Source organism: Thiomicrorhabdus chilensis DSM 12352, from assembly GCF_000483485.1.
Classification (GTDB): Bacteria; Pseudomonadota; Gammaproteobacteria; order Thiomicrospirales; family Thiomicrospiraceae; genus Thiomicrorhabdus; species Thiomicrorhabdus chilensis.
The window spans coordinates 1,034,067-1,049,467 of sequence record NZ_KI519609.1; the positions used below are offsets into that span (position 1 = coordinate 1,034,067).

14 protein-coding genes are annotated in these 15,401 nt (G+C 48.1%); 8 read left to right on the plus strand and 6 right to left on the minus strand.

Translation table 11 applies throughout. The annotated features are described in order from the left end of the window. Positions 1–3 precede the first annotated feature (3 nt). The 3 genes from B076_RS0104945 to B076_RS0104955 are packed head-to-tail and all read right to left on the minus strand — an operon-like array spanning position 4 to position 2,060. Positions 4–630 carry a DUF2238 domain-containing protein gene (locus B076_RS0104945; RefSeq protein WP_245566318.1) on the minus strand — a complete coding sequence of 209 codons (627 nt, stop codon included), beginning with the start codon at positions 628–630 and terminating at the stop codon, positions 4–6. Further along, positions 627–1,853 (minus strand): APC family permease, encoded by a 1,227-nt coding sequence (locus tag B076_RS0104950; protein ID WP_028486337.1) that lies wholly within the window; start codon positions 1,851–1,853, stop codon positions 627–629. The genes B076_RS0104945 and B076_RS0104950 overlap by 4 nt, the downstream gene beginning before the upstream one ends. A gap of 21 nt (positions 1,854–1,874) precedes the next feature. Then, positions 1,875–2,060: a hypothetical protein gene (locus B076_RS0104955; RefSeq protein ID WP_028486338.1), complete on the minus strand. Its 186-nt coding sequence runs from the start codon at positions 2,058–2,060 to the stop codon at positions 1,875–1,877. Between the two features lie 356 nt (positions 2,061–2,416). Between B076_RS0104955 and B076_RS0104965 the strand changes: the two genes are divergently transcribed. Then, a complete protein-coding gene (locus B076_RS0104965) occupies positions 2,417–3,784 on the plus strand; it encodes an anti-phage deoxyguanosine triphosphatase (RefSeq protein ID WP_028486340.1) in 1,368 nt (455 codons plus the stop codon). Positions 3,785–3,810: 26 nt separating this feature from the next. On the opposite strand, the gene queG is transcribed toward B076_RS0104965, so the two are convergent. Continuing rightward, on the minus strand, positions 3,811–5,013 hold the full coding sequence (gene queG / locus B076_RS0104970; protein WP_028486341.1) for a tRNA epoxyqueuosine(34) reductase QueG: 1,203 nt from the start codon (positions 5,011–5,013) through the stop codon (positions 3,811–3,813). Positions 5,014–5,056: 43 nt separating this feature from the next. On the opposite strand from queG, the gene tsaE reads away from it, so the two are divergent. From tsaE to B076_RS12975, 3 genes are all read left to right on the plus strand, one after another. Beyond that, positions 5,057–5,518 (plus strand): tRNA (adenosine(37)-N6)-threonylcarbamoyltransferase complex ATPase subunit type 1 TsaE, encoded by a 462-nt coding sequence (gene tsaE, locus B076_RS0104975; protein WP_245566319.1) that lies wholly within the window; start codon positions 5,057–5,059, stop codon positions 5,516–5,518. Positions 5,519–5,583: 65 nt separating this feature from the next. Continuing rightward, complete coding sequence (locus tag B076_RS0104980; RefSeq protein ID WP_028486343.1) at positions 5,584–7,098, plus strand: N-acetylmuramoyl-L-alanine amidase; 1,515 nt, start codon at positions 5,584–5,586, stop codon at positions 7,096–7,098. A 160-nt stretch (positions 7,099–7,258) separates the two neighbouring features. Then, positions 7,259–9,505, plus strand: coding sequence for a sensor domain-containing diguanylate cyclase (locus tag B076_RS12975; RefSeq protein ID WP_051347182.1), 2,247 nt, complete (start codon positions 7,259–7,261; stop codon positions 9,503–9,505). Positions 9,506–9,579: 74 nt separating this feature from the next. On the opposite strand, the gene B076_RS0104990 is transcribed toward B076_RS12975, so the two are convergent. Then, positions 9,580–10,185 (minus strand): 5-formyltetrahydrofolate cyclo-ligase, encoded by a 606-nt coding sequence (locus tag B076_RS0104990; protein ID WP_038150428.1) that lies wholly within the window; start codon positions 10,183–10,185, stop codon positions 9,580–9,582. A 305-nt stretch (positions 10,186–10,490) separates the two neighbouring features. Beyond that, positions 10,491–10,763 carry a cell division protein ZapA gene (locus tag B076_RS0104995; RefSeq protein ID WP_028486345.1) on the minus strand — a complete coding sequence of 91 codons (273 nt, stop codon included), beginning with the start codon at positions 10,761–10,763 and terminating at the stop codon, positions 10,491–10,493. A gap of 119 nt (positions 10,764–10,882) precedes the next feature. On the opposite strand from B076_RS0104995, the gene B076_RS0105000 reads away from it, so the two are divergent. The 4 genes from B076_RS0105000 to B076_RS0105015 are packed head-to-tail and all read left to right on the plus strand — an operon-like array spanning position 10,883 to position 15,391. After that, entirely contained in the window at positions 10,883–11,473 is a 591-nt protein-coding gene (locus B076_RS0105000; protein ID WP_028486346.1) for a UPF0149 family protein, read from the plus strand. A 31-nt stretch (positions 11,474–11,504) separates the two neighbouring features. Next, on the plus strand, positions 11,505–12,875 hold the full coding sequence (gene pepP, locus B076_RS12145; RefSeq protein WP_245566320.1) for a Xaa-Pro aminopeptidase: 1,371 nt from the start codon (positions 11,505–11,507) through the stop codon (positions 12,873–12,875). Between the two features lie 45 nt (positions 12,876–12,920). Next, the gene (locus tag B076_RS0105010; protein ID WP_028486347.1) at positions 12,921–14,120 is read left to right on the plus strand and encodes an FAD-dependent monooxygenase; all 1,200 of its coding nucleotides are present in this window, start codon (positions 12,921–12,923) and stop codon (positions 14,118–14,120) included. Next, positions 14,117–15,391 carry a UbiH/UbiF/VisC/COQ6 family ubiquinone biosynthesis hydroxylase gene (locus tag B076_RS0105015; RefSeq protein ID WP_051347183.1) on the plus strand — a complete coding sequence of 425 codons (1,275 nt, stop codon included), beginning with the start codon at positions 14,117–14,119 and terminating at the stop codon, positions 15,389–15,391. The genes B076_RS0105010 and B076_RS0105015 overlap by 4 nt, the downstream gene beginning before the upstream one ends. Positions 15,392–15,401 lie beyond the last annotated feature (10 nt).

The window sequence follows — 15,401 nt, forward strand, 5'->3', positions numbered from 1 at the left end:
GGCTTAATGCAGGCGTTTTAGTTGTGCGTCGTGCAGACGGTTGAGTGCCATCAGAGCCGTCAGAGCACCGATTAAAGCCCAGAACATGTCCGACTGGGTGTCCCAGACATAGCCCTGCGTTCCCAGGAAAGCCTCAGCGGCTTCTTCTGAAAGCAGAGCCGCACCCCATTCAATCAATTCATAACTGGCGCTGACCGCCAGCACAAAACAAACGATAAAAAAATTACGCCAGAGAATACCATTAAAGACTTGTTGGCGAATCACGATTTCCCGCGCGACCAGAGCCGGAACAAATCCCTGGGCAAAGTGGCCGAGTTTGTCGTAATCGTTGCGTTCGCTTCCCAGCCAGGTTTGCAGTTCGCTGAAAAGAGGAACTTGAGCGTAGGTGTAATGCGCACCCACCAATAGGATGATGGCGTGGATCAAAATAAGCTGATAGGCCAGCGGGGTTAAAGGGTAACGTCGGCGGGTGGCAAGCAAAATGATTGCCGCCAGAATCGCTGGCAAAGCTTCCAAAAACCAAGTCAGCGTGTCTTGGGGCTGGTAAGCCGACCAAACGACTATGCATAAGAAAATCAGCCCCCATAACCATGCGTGAATGGGGCGAGGTGGCACGTTTGCGGATTTCAAGATGCGACCCCTTTGAGAAAATCGAATAGCTCATAAAGAACCAAGGTGGAACTCGATAGGAAGCCTAATAACGGCACCCAGCGCGGCACGCTTAGGATGCCGTAGGGTGCGGGTTGGTGATGCTTAATGCGCCACAAGGAGAGATTGACGATGGCAAACACGCTGAGCATGATGATGGAGGTGGTTTCAGCCAGAGTCGACAGGTTGCCCGCAAGCGCGAGCACCAGCACGATAAGACTGGCGGTTAGAGTGGCCAGCAATGGGGTGTGCGTTTTGGCGTTGACCCGGCTGAAAGGTTTGGGAATGAGTCCTCTGCTGCTTAAACCGTATAACACTCTGGAAGCCATAATGGTTTGAATCAGTGCTCCGTTGATGATGGCGAATATGCCGATATAGGTGATGAGGGTCGCATTTTCGCCGCTGTGGAATTCATATAGAAAAGCCAAGGGTGCCTGACTTTGAGCTAGGGTGTCAGGCGGAAAAGAAAGCAATGCGATTAGCATGATGCTGATGTATAACACCGTGGTGATGCCTAAGGTGAAGATGATGGCCAAAGGCAAGGTGCGTTTGACGTCCTTGATCTCCTCAGCGACATCCACCATGTCTTCGAAACCAATGAAGGCGAAAAAGGCCAACAACACCCCCGAATAGACCAGCCCCAAACTGCTCAGGTTCCAATCGGGCGTAAAGTGATGCGACAGCTCAGGCCAATTTTCAAAACTGGGCAAACCGCTATAAATGATGAGCAGCAATCCCCCGACTTCGACCAAGGTGATGGTTGCGGCCACAAATACCGATTCGGCGATGCCCCATGCCGCCAAACCACCAATGATCAACACCATGATAATGATGCCGAGTTGTGCCGGCAGATCGATTAGCTCTGACAGATAGCCGACAAAGCCGTTCATAAGGGCGGAAGCGGAAACCAGTCCGGCCAAGACCACCATGAGGCCAATCAGGGTTGACAGTCGATCGGAGTCGAATCCTTGTTTGACATAAAGTGCTGCACCGGCCGCTTGTGGGAAACGTCCGGAGAGTTCCGCAAACGAGAGGGCGGTCATGCCGGCGAGCAGAGCCGCGACCAAAAAAGCCAGAGGGGCCAAGTAACCCGATACGCCGGCCAGTTCGCCCACCAGGGCATAAATGCCAGCGCCAATGGTTGTGCCCAATCCGTAGAGCACCATTTGCGGAAGAGACAGAGTTCGGTTCAGGGTCGCTGTCATTGCAAAGAGCCGGTCATCCGATCAGTCATACTTGTTTTTGCAGTTTTCCACCGCTTTCCAGTAGGCCCGGTTGGCATTGGGGTCGTTGCTGGAGCTGTCCCATAAACCGCTTTGTTGGTCGATGCAGGTTTTGAGTTCGGCATTCTCACAGCCGCTCAAAATGCTGAAACTTAATAATGACATGATCAAAAGCATGGCTGTCTTCATGTTTTACGACTCCATCTGGTTTGCTCGAAAATCAAGGCTGAAACCAAAACCAGTTTGATTCCAATAATTGGTGTTTGCAATAAGATACTACTTTAAATGGCGTAGGCTGTTCAAACAAATGTATTTTTAGTGCCGATAAGTGATTGTGGATGGCTTTCAGTGTCGAGTTTTGAACAGCAAACTGGGCCGTTGTTTGAAAATGAACAGGCCTGTCTTTGTGAACATTGATGGTTGCAGGCGATTTTTTGCCTTAGCCTTGAGTAATCAAGCTTGCATCCTGAAAGGCTTTTCGTATGATGGTAGCCAAAAGCCGGTCGTTGACCGCGTCATTTAATAGCCCCGTTAATGGAGTCAGCATGAACCTATCGCCCAATGAAGTCTGGACGCAGCGTTATACCGATTTTTTGAAAGATCAAGATGCGAGGGCAGCCAGGATCGTCTATCAGCGCGACCGGGCAAGGGTTATTCATTCGGCTTCCTTTCGTCGTTTGCAGGCTAAAACCCAAATTTTTGGGTTGAGTGAATCCGATTTTTACCGCACGCGCCTGACTCATTCCATGGAGGTGGCTCAAATCGGTTCCGGGCTGGTGGAACAGTTGATTACATTGGGCACCGAACAAGTTGGTAAAGAGGCTGACTATATCCAATGGTTGCCATCGGTCTATTTGATTGAGGCCATTTGTTTGGCGCACGACTTGGGACATCCACCCTTTGGACACGGCGGCGAAGTGGCGCTGAATTATATGATGCGCCATTTTGGCGGGTTTGAAGGCAATGCGCAAACCTTGCGGATTTTGGCCAAGCTGGGGGAGTACACACCTGAAAATGGATTGGATCTGTCGCGTCGTACCACTTTAGGAGTGATGAAATACCCGGCTCTGTATGATGAGGTCGTGGCCAATAACGAGGACTACCAAAGACAGCTTCTGGAACCGGAAGTCAACGATTTTCGAACCCTGCAGATGCATCGCTGGAATCCGCCTAAAAGTTTATATTCGGAAGAAAAAGCGGTGTTCGATTGGGTGCTGGCGCCTTTTTCCGATTCGGACCGTGCCTTGTTCACCGAGTTGTCGCACTGCGAGGGAGCTTGCCATAACCGCACCAAATATAAGGCGCTGGATACCACCATTATGGAATTGGCGGATGACATCGCTTATGGTATTCACGATTTGGAAGACGCGGTGGCCATGAAAATGGTGACGCGCGACCAATGGCAGCAAGAGGTGATGGAACACGCCAGCTTTAAGCAATTTGCTTTGTGGGATGGTGAAATGACTGAGCGTTTATTCAGCGGATCTTCACGCGCACGCAAACACGCCATCAGTAAAATGGTCGGCATTATGGTGGAAAGCATCTATATGGATGAAAATCCGGCGTTCGAGCATCCGTTGTTAAGGTATCAGGCGCGTTTGCAAACGGGCCAGAGTGCCGTTCTGGAGCTTCTAAAGACCTTTGTGTTTAAGAACGTCATCACCATTCCCGAAGTAAAGGGCATGGAATATAAAGGCCAGTTGATCGTGTTGGAGCTGTTTAAATCACTGCGTGCCAACCCAAGTACTTTATTGCCTTCCAGTACCTATCTAAAATACCAATCGGCTTCCAATGAACAGGCACAACAGCGCGTGATTTCCGATTACATTGCCGGTATGACCAATACTTATGCGTCGCGTCTGTACGCCAAGTTGTTCACACCAACCCAGGGATCGGTATTTGATGTATTGTAAGTCCAGCGCTCAGTGAAAGGCAGGCTTTAAGGCTTTGGAAGATAGTATTTCGGGGCTTTGAACGGCTTGATTTTGGGGTTTTTAGACTGTTTTTCCGGTTCTTTTTCAATTCCTTCAAAATCAGCAGGCCTGTTTGTTTGCGATTGTGCTTTGTAGAGAGCAAGGTTCTTTAAAGCCCAGTCGATATGTTCGTCCACCAGAGGGTTGATGGCTCCGGTTTGAGCTCTCAGTGCCGCCTCCGCCTGCGAGAGTGTTGGTGTGTCAGTTTGCATGTTCCCCAGAGCGATAGCCAGGTTGCGTTTCCATTGAGGGTAGCCGATGCGTCTAATCGGAGAGCCTTCAAAGCGTTTCAGAAAGGTTTTTTCATCCCACTTCCAGAGTTCAATCAGGCTGGCCGCATCCAGTTCGTGCCTAGGCTGAAAGGCGAGTTCCTGTGTGTTGTCGGTGAATTTGTTCCACGGACAGACCAGTTGACAGTCGTCACAGCCGTAAATGCGGTTGCCCATTTTGGAACGTAATTCCACCGGAATGGCCCCAGCATGTTCGATGGTCAAATAGGAGATGCATTTTCGGGAGTCGACCACCGCATTGTCGACAATCGCCTGAGTCGGGCACTCATCAATGCAGGCGGTGCAGGGGCCACAACCTTGTTTTTCAAAAGGGGAATCGGATTCAAGCGGCAGATTGGTGTAGAGTTCGCCAAGAAAAAACCAGGAACCGGCCCGTGGGTGGATGATCAAACTGTTTTTGCCAATGAATCCGAGTCCGGCTTTTTGCGCCAAGGGGCGTTCCAAAACCGGTGCGCTGTCGCAAAAGGCACGATAGCTAATTTCGGGGGCGTGTAGACGAATTTTTTCTGCCAGTTGCTGCAGGCGTTTGCGCATCAATTTATGATAGTCTTTGCCCAGCGCATAACGTGATACATAAGCGTTTTCCGAATGGTGTAGCTGGGCAAGCGGCGAATGTGCATTGAGATCCAGATAGTTCAGACGTACGCTGATGATGGAAATGGTACCGGGTTCTAGTTCATTGGGGTGGGTGCGTTTGGTGCCGTGGCGCACCATATAATCCATTTCGCCATGAAAGTTCTCACCTATCCAGTTAAAATACCGGCTTTCATAATCGGTGAGATCGGTGTTGGTAATGCCGACATCGGCAAAACCCAGATCAAGGCCCCATTGTTTGATTTTTTGCGACAGTGAGAAGTTGTTAGGAGTATGAGGTTGCATAATGACGAATTCTAAGACAGATTCAGGCAAACGGCTAATCTTTTTGAAAGACGAAACTGAAAGCACGCGTTTTGCCGAGGCCGTCGCTTGCCTGGTGGAACAACAGAACCTTGATAAGACGGGGCTGATGGTTTACCTGAAAGGCGACCTTGGGGCTGGAAAATCATTCTTTTCAAGGGCCTTCGTGCAACACTTTTTACCCGCGCAAAAAGTCAAAAGTCCAACTTATACACTGGTGGAAAGTTATAAAACTTGTAATTTTGCGATACATCACCTTGATTTATATAGACTTTGCGATCCGGAAGAGTTAGAGTACTTAGCTATTAGGGACGTATTGTCAGGTTCCTACGTCGCATTGGTGGAGTGGCCGCAGAAAGCCTTAGGCCTTTTACCCGCCGCGGATATTGAGTTGAACTTTTGTTATGAGCAGTTGGGTAGGCAGGTTGAGTTAACCGCTTTCAGTGACGCTGGCAGGCGTTTGTTGGAGGGGTTGTTGGAATTTTGACGCTCAAGTTGGCACGCTGTTTGTTTATAAGTTGGTAAATACACTTTTTGTTGTGAGATAAGGTTATGAAATCACTCATTTTTACCAGAAAAACAATGTTGCTATGGTTGGCGATGATCCTGTTAGGAAGCACGTCGGTTGCTTATGCGCAAGCCGAATTGGCGAACTTGCGGGTTGGCCAGAAAACCGACAAAACCCGAATAGTGTTTGATATCAAACAAAACCACAGCTTTAAAGTGTACAAACTCAATAATCCATCGCGAATCGTGGTTGATTTCAAAAAAACCGACAACCGTTTGAACTTCTCCAATAAGCATTTCAATGACAGCCTGTTGTACCGTGTGCGTGTATCCGAAAATTCTCGTCTTTTGCGCATTGTTTTGGATTTGCATAAAAATTTGGATTATCACTATTTTACTTTGGGTAAAAACCGTTCAGGTGCAGAGCGTCTGGTCATTGATCTGCTTAGCCCTCATGCCTCATCCACAAAAGTGGTTAAGGCCGCGCCAGAAAAATCTCAAACTCAATCTTCAAAATCCTTGCTAACCAAGGCGACCAGCAGTCAAAAGGCATTGGTTTCAGTGCAGAAATCCAAGCCTTTGGTTGAAAAGCCTTCACAAGTGAGTCTTAAAGTGGCCCGCGAAGTAAAACGCAATCAAGCCACCCAGTCGTTGTTGGATCAAGGCAGTTCAGTTCTGGTCAAGCAAGATATGTTGGTGGTGGCCATTGACCCTGGGCATGGTGGTAAGGATGTGGGAGCCGTGGGGCATAACCATGTGTATGAAAAGAATGCGACCTTGCAAATGTCGCGTGAACTTAAGCGTTTGATCGATCAGCAACCAGGGATGCGCGCGGTTTTGACTCGTGATCGTGATGTGTTTATTCCTTTGCACGAGCGCGTTAAGATTGCCAAAAAACACGATGCTGACATTTTTATTTCAGTTCATGCCGATGCTTTTCACGATAGGTCTGTCAGGGGAGGTTCGGTTTATGTATTGTCCAATGGCGGCGCCAGCAGTGTGATGGCGCGTTTGTTGGCGAAAAGCGAGAATGCCTCACTTCAGGATATCTCCTTGAAAGGTTATGACCGTGATGTGGCGTTTGCCTTGAGTGATCTGACTCGTGAGGCGAATATTCGTGCGAGCCGCAAACTTGGCAAGCATGTTTTGAAAGAGATGCAAAAGTCGGTCAAGATGCATAAGCACTCATTGCAGTCCGCCGAATTCGCAGTGTTGAAGTCGATTGATATGCCGTCGCTTTTGGTGGAAACCGCATTCATTTCCAATCCGAGCGAGGCGCGTAAACTCATGAATAAGACGTTTCAGTTGAAAATGGCGGCTTCGATTGTGCGTGGCTTGCAGCAGTTTGTAGAAGGTAACGGTCAGAAACCACGCTGGGGAGAGAGTTTGTATGTGCATTACAAAGTCCAACCGGGGGATACGCTTTCTGAAATAGCCAGTAACTACAATGTATCCACCTCCACCTTGAAAAAAATCAATGGCATCAAAAACGCCAATCAGCTTTATGTAGGCAAAAAAATCAAAATCCCACTATCCGAACAAATGGTTGCTGGATTATAAGAAGTGCTTATAAATCAACCGATAAAGCTCATTTTTTTGGTGGATTTCATGCTCTTGGCTATTCGTCATTTGAATGACCGTTTATAATGGTTTTAAATGCGATATTGAATCAGGAAATCCTTTTTTCTGTTCGTTGCAGTCAATTCAAATAGAGTAATGCATGCGATCAATCCCGAAATTCCAAATACTAGAGAATGTCAAAGCCAAGTCATTGGCGATTATTTTGGGGTTGGCCGCACTCTATATCAGCGTTTTTTTTCTGATTCAATATTTACAAAGCAGCGCGTTCGTCAAGCAGGAGCTCCAATCCTTTCGTGAAGAGGTGGTGCGACTGTTTAATCATGAGAATCAAATCCAGGTTTCTTTTTACCAGACCCGTCTTAAATGCCATTTAGCTTCGCCCGGAATTATGAAGGCTTTTGAGGAGCGAGACTCAAAAACCTTGTTTGAAGCCTCCAAGCCGAAATTCGACATACTCAGAACACAAAATCCTAGCGTGACGCGCATGCAGTTTTATGCTCCCGATGGAACCAGTTTACTTAGAGTTCACGAGGAAGGTATGTCCGGAGACGACATTGCTAGCTTGAGACCAATGGTGGATTATGCGGTTAAGAATCAAAGTTCTGTATCGGGTTTTGAAGAAGGTTATTTTGGCCTCGCTTACCGAATCATCGAGCCGGTTTTTAATGAGCAGAATCGTTATATCGGCAGCGTTGAATTCGGTTTGCAGACAAGACACTTTGAAGAGGTGGTCAAAGCGTTGTTCCCGGATATCAGGGTGATGATGGTGGTGCCGCAGAATCGCTTAAAAATGCCCCGCGGTAAAGAGTCTTATGAAGCCTATCAGGGTTATTATCTGGTGGGTGAGGATCCCGACCTGTTCAAGCCTTTCTTCAGTAATGGAAAAGAACGCAAATCTGATGCTTTGGTTGAAGTCGAAAACCGCAAGTATCTGTTGATAAACGATCTTTATCTGAATGACTATGAAAATAAACCGTTTATTCAGCTCTTATTGCTTAAAGATATGCATAAGATGGATAAGGTGTTTTATAAAGAAGTGTCAACCAGTGCTTTGATTGCGTTGTTTTTGCTGCTGATGACCTGGTTGGCGGCCGACTTCAGCTTGCGTTATTTTGTTAAAAATGTCACGCGTTTGAACAAGGAGTTGGCGGAATCCCATGCCAAAATGGATGCAGTCTTTAGAAGTACGCGCGAAGGGATTGCGATATTAAACCTGAATGGCCGGTTTATTTCGGTCAACCCTGCGTTTACCAAGCTGTTGGGTTACAGCGATTTTGAGTTGTTGGGCATGTCGTTTGAGCATTTTACCCACACCAGAGCCTCTGAGCAGACTAACAAACTATTGAAAGCCGTGGTCGAAAAACAGTTCATCGATAATGTCGAGCAGTTGGTTGTTTCCAAATCGGGCAAAAAGACGCTATTGCAAATTTCATTTTCGCTGTTGCCGGATGAACGCCGAATCTTAATGGTCACTCGCGATATTACGCATATCAGGGCCCAGCAAGTTGAACTGGAGCGCTATATGAATGCGCTGGATGAGAATGTGATTACCTCCAAAACCGATCTGGATGGCAACATCACCTTTGCCAGTCAGGCTTTTTGTGATGTTTCCGGCTATTCAAAAGAAGAGTTGATGGGGCAAAAACACTCGATTATTCGTCATCCCGATACGCCGATGCATGTCTATGAAAAGATGTGGGAGACCATCACTTCCGGTCATGTCTGGAAAGGGGAGCTGAAAAACCTGCGTAAGGATGGTTCGGCCTATTGGGTGTTTGCGGCGATTGGTCCTGAATTTAACGAGCTCGGTGAAATTGTCGGGTACACCGCGATCAGGCATGATATTACCGATAAAAAACGGGTTGAGGAATTATCGGTAACGGATGAACTGACGGGTTTGTATAACCGGAGATATTACAATGAAATTTTTGAGCGTGAGCTGAACCGAAGACGGCGTGACCGCTTACCGTTCTTGTTTGTGCTGATGGATATTGACCACTTTAAACGTTATAACGATACTTATGGTCACCAGGCGGGTGATGAAGCCCTGACTAAGGTCGCAGATGCAATCAATCAATGCTTCCAGAGAACGGGGGACTACCTGTTTAGACTGGGCGGTGAAGAGTTTGGTGCTATTTTAAATGTCGATTCCGAAGCGGGAGTCGAACCCGTTCTGGCTCGGATTCACCAATGCATCGCCGCCTTGGAGCTGCCCCATGCCGGCAATCCGCCTTATGGTGTGGTGACGCTGTCAGTGGGCGCTTATCTGGAAACTGAATACCTCAAATCACGCAATGAAACCGCCATTTATCTGATGGCCGATAAAGCCTTATACGAAGCCAAGAATGAAGGAAGAAGCCGTTCGGTTCTGAAAGTGAATCTCTGACCCGCTGACTGACCTTCTAGAGTGTTTGGTTTCTGGCCAGAATCGACAGGCCTGTCTGAAATGGATTTGAGTTTTTATTGCTCGGTAAAAGGGATGAATCCATTTTCTGTGAAAATCCCATCAAGCGGGACATCCCAGGATTCGTTGGGCAGTGTTTCGACCTGCTGGCAGGCGTGTGCCCATCCAATTAATAAAGGCGTTTTGACTTGCGGATTTTTCAGCTTGAATGCAAAAGTTCGATCATAAAATCCCCCCCCCATTCCCAAGCGATGCCCCTTGAGATCAAATCCGACCAAAGGCATTAATACCAAATCCATCTCTTCTCCGCTTTGATGTTCTTCAAGTGGAACATCGGGTTCAGGGATGTTGAAGCGATTGTTTTGCATTTTGCTGTCGCTTCGATAAGGCGAAAACCCCATGTGCCAATCGGGTTGTGTCTCCAAAGCAGGTAAAAAAAGTTCGATTTGCGGTTGTTGCCACAGAGCTTCTATCACCGTATCGGTTCCAAGTTCGCCATCCTGGCTGAGAAACACGGCCACTTTTCTGGCTTCTTTCAGGTAAGGGCTGTTGAGTAAATGTTGGCAGGCTGAAATTTCGTGTTGCTGTTGTTGCTGCAAATTCAATTGTTGGCGTTTTAGCCGCAGTGATTTTCTGAGGGTGTGATGACACGTTTGCTTCATTGAGAAAGGTTCACTGGGTTGAAATGGGGAGCACGGAACCATTGAACTAAAATCCCTGAACCGAACAGTTCAGGTGGCAGCCTCCGCTAAGAGTTTAGGCTTCTCGGGTTAGCAAGCTAACGAGATGCTCACCACTCAAAGTTTCTGGCCCCAATATGGTAATTATCGGAAGGGGGTTTATGCCCAACGACTCCGTGCCGTGGCTTCATTATAGCACCGCATGGGGTGGACTCTAAATAAGAAATATCGCTCATTCCGATGATTTCTTTTAATGGCCGCGAATAAACGGAAGTGATTGGGAAAGTTTATCGGTCTGAGCTTGCGTCGCTGGCCAGCTGCTGAATGGTGTTGTCAATTTGTTCTTCAAGATGCAAGGTGTATTGCACGGTCTGGTCTTTCATCTGTAGATGTTCGTAAGCTAAGTTCAAGGCCACCATCAGTACCTTACTTTCGCCCTTTAGGCTCGGCAACTGTTCAAGTCGGTCTTCAATTAGGGTTGCGGCTTCGATTAAGCCCTCTTTTTCCTCGGGTTCACATGGGATTTCAAATGTGTGATTCATTAAGGTCAGGGTTAGCACGGCAAAGGCTCCTAATTGAGATGAATTTGGGTTTTGCAGAGACCGACGACGAGTCTTTTTCTACCTATAAGTATGGTATTATTCACCAATAAATTGAGTTTAACAAGAGAATGTTGGAAATGGATTTTGATCAAGTAAAAGAGGTGCTGGAACCCTATCCCGAATTAGAGTCTCCGTCCTTTGTGCAGGGCATGTTAATCGGATTGATTTGCGGGGATAACGATATTGAGGAGAGCGTCTGGATTCGAAAGCTTTTGGAAGAAGCTCAGGCAAAGTCGGTTAAAGAGTCGTTTTTAAAAACGTTGCATGAGCTTTTCTTGTCTACCAATAATGGTTTGAACGGTTCAGGTTTTGAGCTGGAACTGTGTTTGCCGGATGATTATCAGGATTTAGTTTTGCGTGCCGCCATGTTGGGTCAATTATGCGAAGGCGTGCTTTATGGTTTGGGCCTGATCGGACGTTTACAAGATTCCGAGGCCGAAATTTCCAAAGAGGTGCGTGAACTGATTCATGATTTTGGGGATATTTCGCGCATTGATATCGATGGGCTGGCACAAGCCAAAGAGTTGGGTGAGACTGAGGAAGGCGACTTGATGGAATTGATTGAGTTCGTTCGGGTCGGCATCCTGACCTTGAATGAAGATTTGAACCCGACTCAGGCGGCTCCGATCATGCCTGAAGAAGCGGATATGTCGGATACAATCCACTAGGCGTAGCGCGTCTGTTAAATTTGAGAGTGTTATGTCAAAAACTGTTTTAAATTCAGCCGATTTGATGATTGAAATGGCGCAACAGCACCGCGAACATCTGTTTTCCAAGTTGCCGGAAAGCAGCGCTGTGCTAGTGGCTTCGGGGAGCGAACAAATTCGTAACCGAGATGTTGAATTTCCATTCCGTGCCGAGAGCGATTTCTTTTATCTGAGTGGTTTTTCGGAGCCGGACAGTGTGCTCTTACTGGTTAAAAACCAGGGAGAGCGGTCAATGTTGTTTGTCCGACCGCGAGACCCGCAGCAAGAGACTTGGCAGGGACGCAGGCTTGGAGTGGAGATGGCTCCGGTTGTGTTGAAAGTTGACCTAGCTCATAGTGTTGAAGAGATCGATGAGCAGGTTGTCGAGCAGTTGCAAAACATTGAGCACTTGTTTTTCAGCTTTGGTCAGCTGGGGCAGTGGATGGAGTCTGTGGAGTCTTGGCTGGCACAGTTAAAGGCACAAGTGCGTAAAGGTATTTCCGCGCCAAGCAAGTTGGTCGATTTGGATGATTTGATGCATGAGATGCGCCTGTTCAAGTCTGATGATGAAATAGAGTTGATGCGTCAAGCCGCACAGATTTCAGTGCAAGGGCATTTGGCTGCCATGCGCCATGTTTTTCCCGGTCAGTATGAGTTTCAGCTTCAGGCGGCTTTAGAGGGCGAGTTCATGCGTCTTGGCTCTCAAAAAGTAGCGTTTAATTCGATTGCCGCCAGTGGCGATAATGCCTGCATTTTGCACTATACCGAAAACAGTGACCAGATGGGCGAACATCAGCTGGTTCTGGTGGACGCTGGAGCGGAATTTCGTGGCTATGCGGGTGACATTACGACGACTTTTCCTGTCAGTGGGCGTTTTACACCGGCTCAGAAACAGCTTTATGAGTTGGTGTTGACGGCTCAGAGGGCGGCAATTGATTGCATTGCACCGGGCGTTAGTTATCAAGCGCCTCATCAGGCGGTTATCAAGATCCTGACAGCGGGGTTGGTCGAGCTTGGGTTGTTGTCCGGAGAAGTCGATGATTTGATTGATGAAGAGGCCTATAAGGACTTTTTTATGCATGGCACGGGCCACTGGTTGGGCATGGATGTACATGACGTCGGTCGCTACAAGCAGCAAGGCGAATGGCGTGAGTTTGAGCCGGGAATGGTGCTGACGGTTGAGCCAGGCCTGTATGTTTCGTCGGACCTGGAAGGGATTGACGAACGTTGGTTGGGAATCGGTATTCGCATCGAAGATGACGTCCTGGTGACCGACAGCGGTTGTGAGGTGTTGACTTACGGATTGCCCAGAACGGTAACCGAGATCGAATCCTGGATGGCGGAGCATAATCCCCATCTTTCTTCAGAGTCAGGCAAAAGCTAAATCACATGAACTCTGTATCGAGTAACAAACTTAAGTAGAAGCAAAATGGTAAAACCGACATTGTATTGTGACGCATTCATTTCCGGTGGAGGGCCGGTTGGCTTAATGCTGGCGTTGGGCTTGGCTCAAAAAGGTTTTGAGGTGGTGTTGGCCGAAGCCTATGAGCCAAACGATGCGTTGCAAAATTCCAAGGGTTCTTTTGACGGGCGGGTTTTGGCGCTTTCTCAAGGTTCGAGGCAAGCCCTTGAGAGGATACAGTTGTGGTATGCGCTGGAACCATTTGTAACCGATATCAAACATGTTCATGTGTCTCAAAAGGGCTACCTTGGGGTGACGAAATTGCATGCCGATGAAGTTGGAGTGCCCGCTTTGGGTTACAGCATTCAGTCGAGTGATTTGGGAAAGGTACTGTGGCAGGCTGTCAGAACACAAGCCCGTGTTCATTTGCTCTGTCCGGCAAAACTTACCGATTTCAAAGAAGGCGACGACAGCGTCTTGGCAAATGTTACGACTGAAGCTGGAGAGACCTTACAAGTTCAGGCTAAGTTGATGGTGGGCGCAGATGGAACCGATTCCAAAGTGCGTCAAATTCTGAATTTAGGTATAGAGCAGAAGTCTTACCATGCTTTTGGGGTGATTGCTCAAATAGAAACCGAGGAGGCGCCTTGCGGATGGTCTTATGAGCGTTTTACCGAAGAAGGTCCGGTTGCCCTATTGCCGATGAAAGAGCGTTTTCACAAGGCGGTTTTGGTGTGTCCGCAAGATCAGGTCGAACAGGTCATGGCATTGGATGATGACGCCTTTATTGATCTGTTTGCCTCCAAAATGGGTGAGCGTTTAGGAGGGTATATACAGGTCAGTCCACGTGTGTGTTATCCGTTGAAGGAAACTTACGTTCCGCAAATGCAAAGTGGACGTGCAGTTCTTATGGGCAACGCCTCGCATACACAACATCCGGTTGCGGCACAAGGGTTAAATTTAGGAATTCGCGACCTAGATGACTTTTTAGTGGGGCTTGAACCTCAGCAGGATTTGGGTTCAGAAACCTACTTGCGGGCTTATGCACAAAAAAGAAAATCCGATCATGAAAGCGTGATGGGATTAACCGACAGTTTGATTCAGGTGTTTCAGCACGCTTCTCCGGTGGTCGGGCATTTACGCGGCATCGGTTTGATGGCGATGCAAGCTATGCCAGCCCTGAAGAAGCGTTTTGCACGGTTTGCGATGGGAGGTTCTCAATCATGAAATCAAGCAAAGATGCGTTGAAGAAGCAGAGCCTTTCAACACAGGAGGCTATTGACAGACAGTGGGATGTCGTGGTCGTTGGAGGCGGAATGGTCGGCGCTGCCACGGCTTTGGCTTTGGGCCAGCAGGGGTTTGATGTCTTATTGCTGGAGCGCCAGGCGATCGGCACCGATTGGAATTCAGAAGAGCCGTATCATACTCGTGTAAGTGCTTTAACCCGTGCCTCTGAAAATATCTTAAAAAATCTGGGGGCGTGGCAAGGAATCGAAAACCGGCGCTGCCATGCATTTACGGCGATGCATGTGTGGGATGAGGTATCGTCGGGAGAAGTGCATTTTTCGGCACTCGAAATGGGAGAACCCAATCTGGGGCATACGGTTGAAAACAGTGTGATTCAAGCCGCTCTTTGGGAGCAGATCGCACAAAATGATCGTGTTCAAATATTGCTGGAAGCCAGAATTGAAAAAATGCAGTTTGAAAATCAGCAGGCCTGTCTATTTTTGGAAGACGATGGAAAAATCGAGACTCAATTGGTGATTGCCGCAGATGGCGCTCACTCTCAGGTCAGACAGCTTGCGCACATTGGTTTGGATACACACGATTATGAACAATGTGCGGTAGTTGGATGTGTGAAAACCGAAAACAGTCATCAAGACACCTGTTGGCAACGTTATCGCAAAGAGGGGCCATTTGCGTTTCTGGCGATGGGCAATAATGTCAGTTCCATTGCCTGGTATTTGCCAAACGAGAAACTGGAATGGGCGCTTTCGTTGTCTGATGAAGAGTTTGCGCATGAAGTCGGAGTGGCGTCCGACTGGAAGCTCGGTCGTGTGGTCGAGGTGGCGCAGCGCAGTGCGTTTCCATTGGTCAGGCGTCATGCACAACATTACGTTAAGTCCAACTTGGCGTTGGTGGGTGACTCGGCTCATACCATTCACCCACAGGCTGGCCAGGGAGTGAACCTGGGCCTGTTGGATGCGGCCGTTTTGGTGGAGGTGTTGTCTGAAGCGCGTCAGCAAGGCAAAGCTATTGGACGCTTGTCGGTGCTGCGTCGTTACGAACGTTGGCGTCGCGGGGATAACGCTTTGGTGCAACGCTCAATGGAAGGGTTTGACTGGCTATTCAAGCAAGATGTCTTGCTCAAAAACGAATTCCGTAAGGCTTTTTTACCGTTGGCGAATCGTTTAAATCCGATAAAAAATTGGCTGATGGGACAGGCTTTGAATGGTCGCGAGGCCTTGCCGGAACTGGCTAAAAAAAGAGCCCTTTAAACCTGAACGA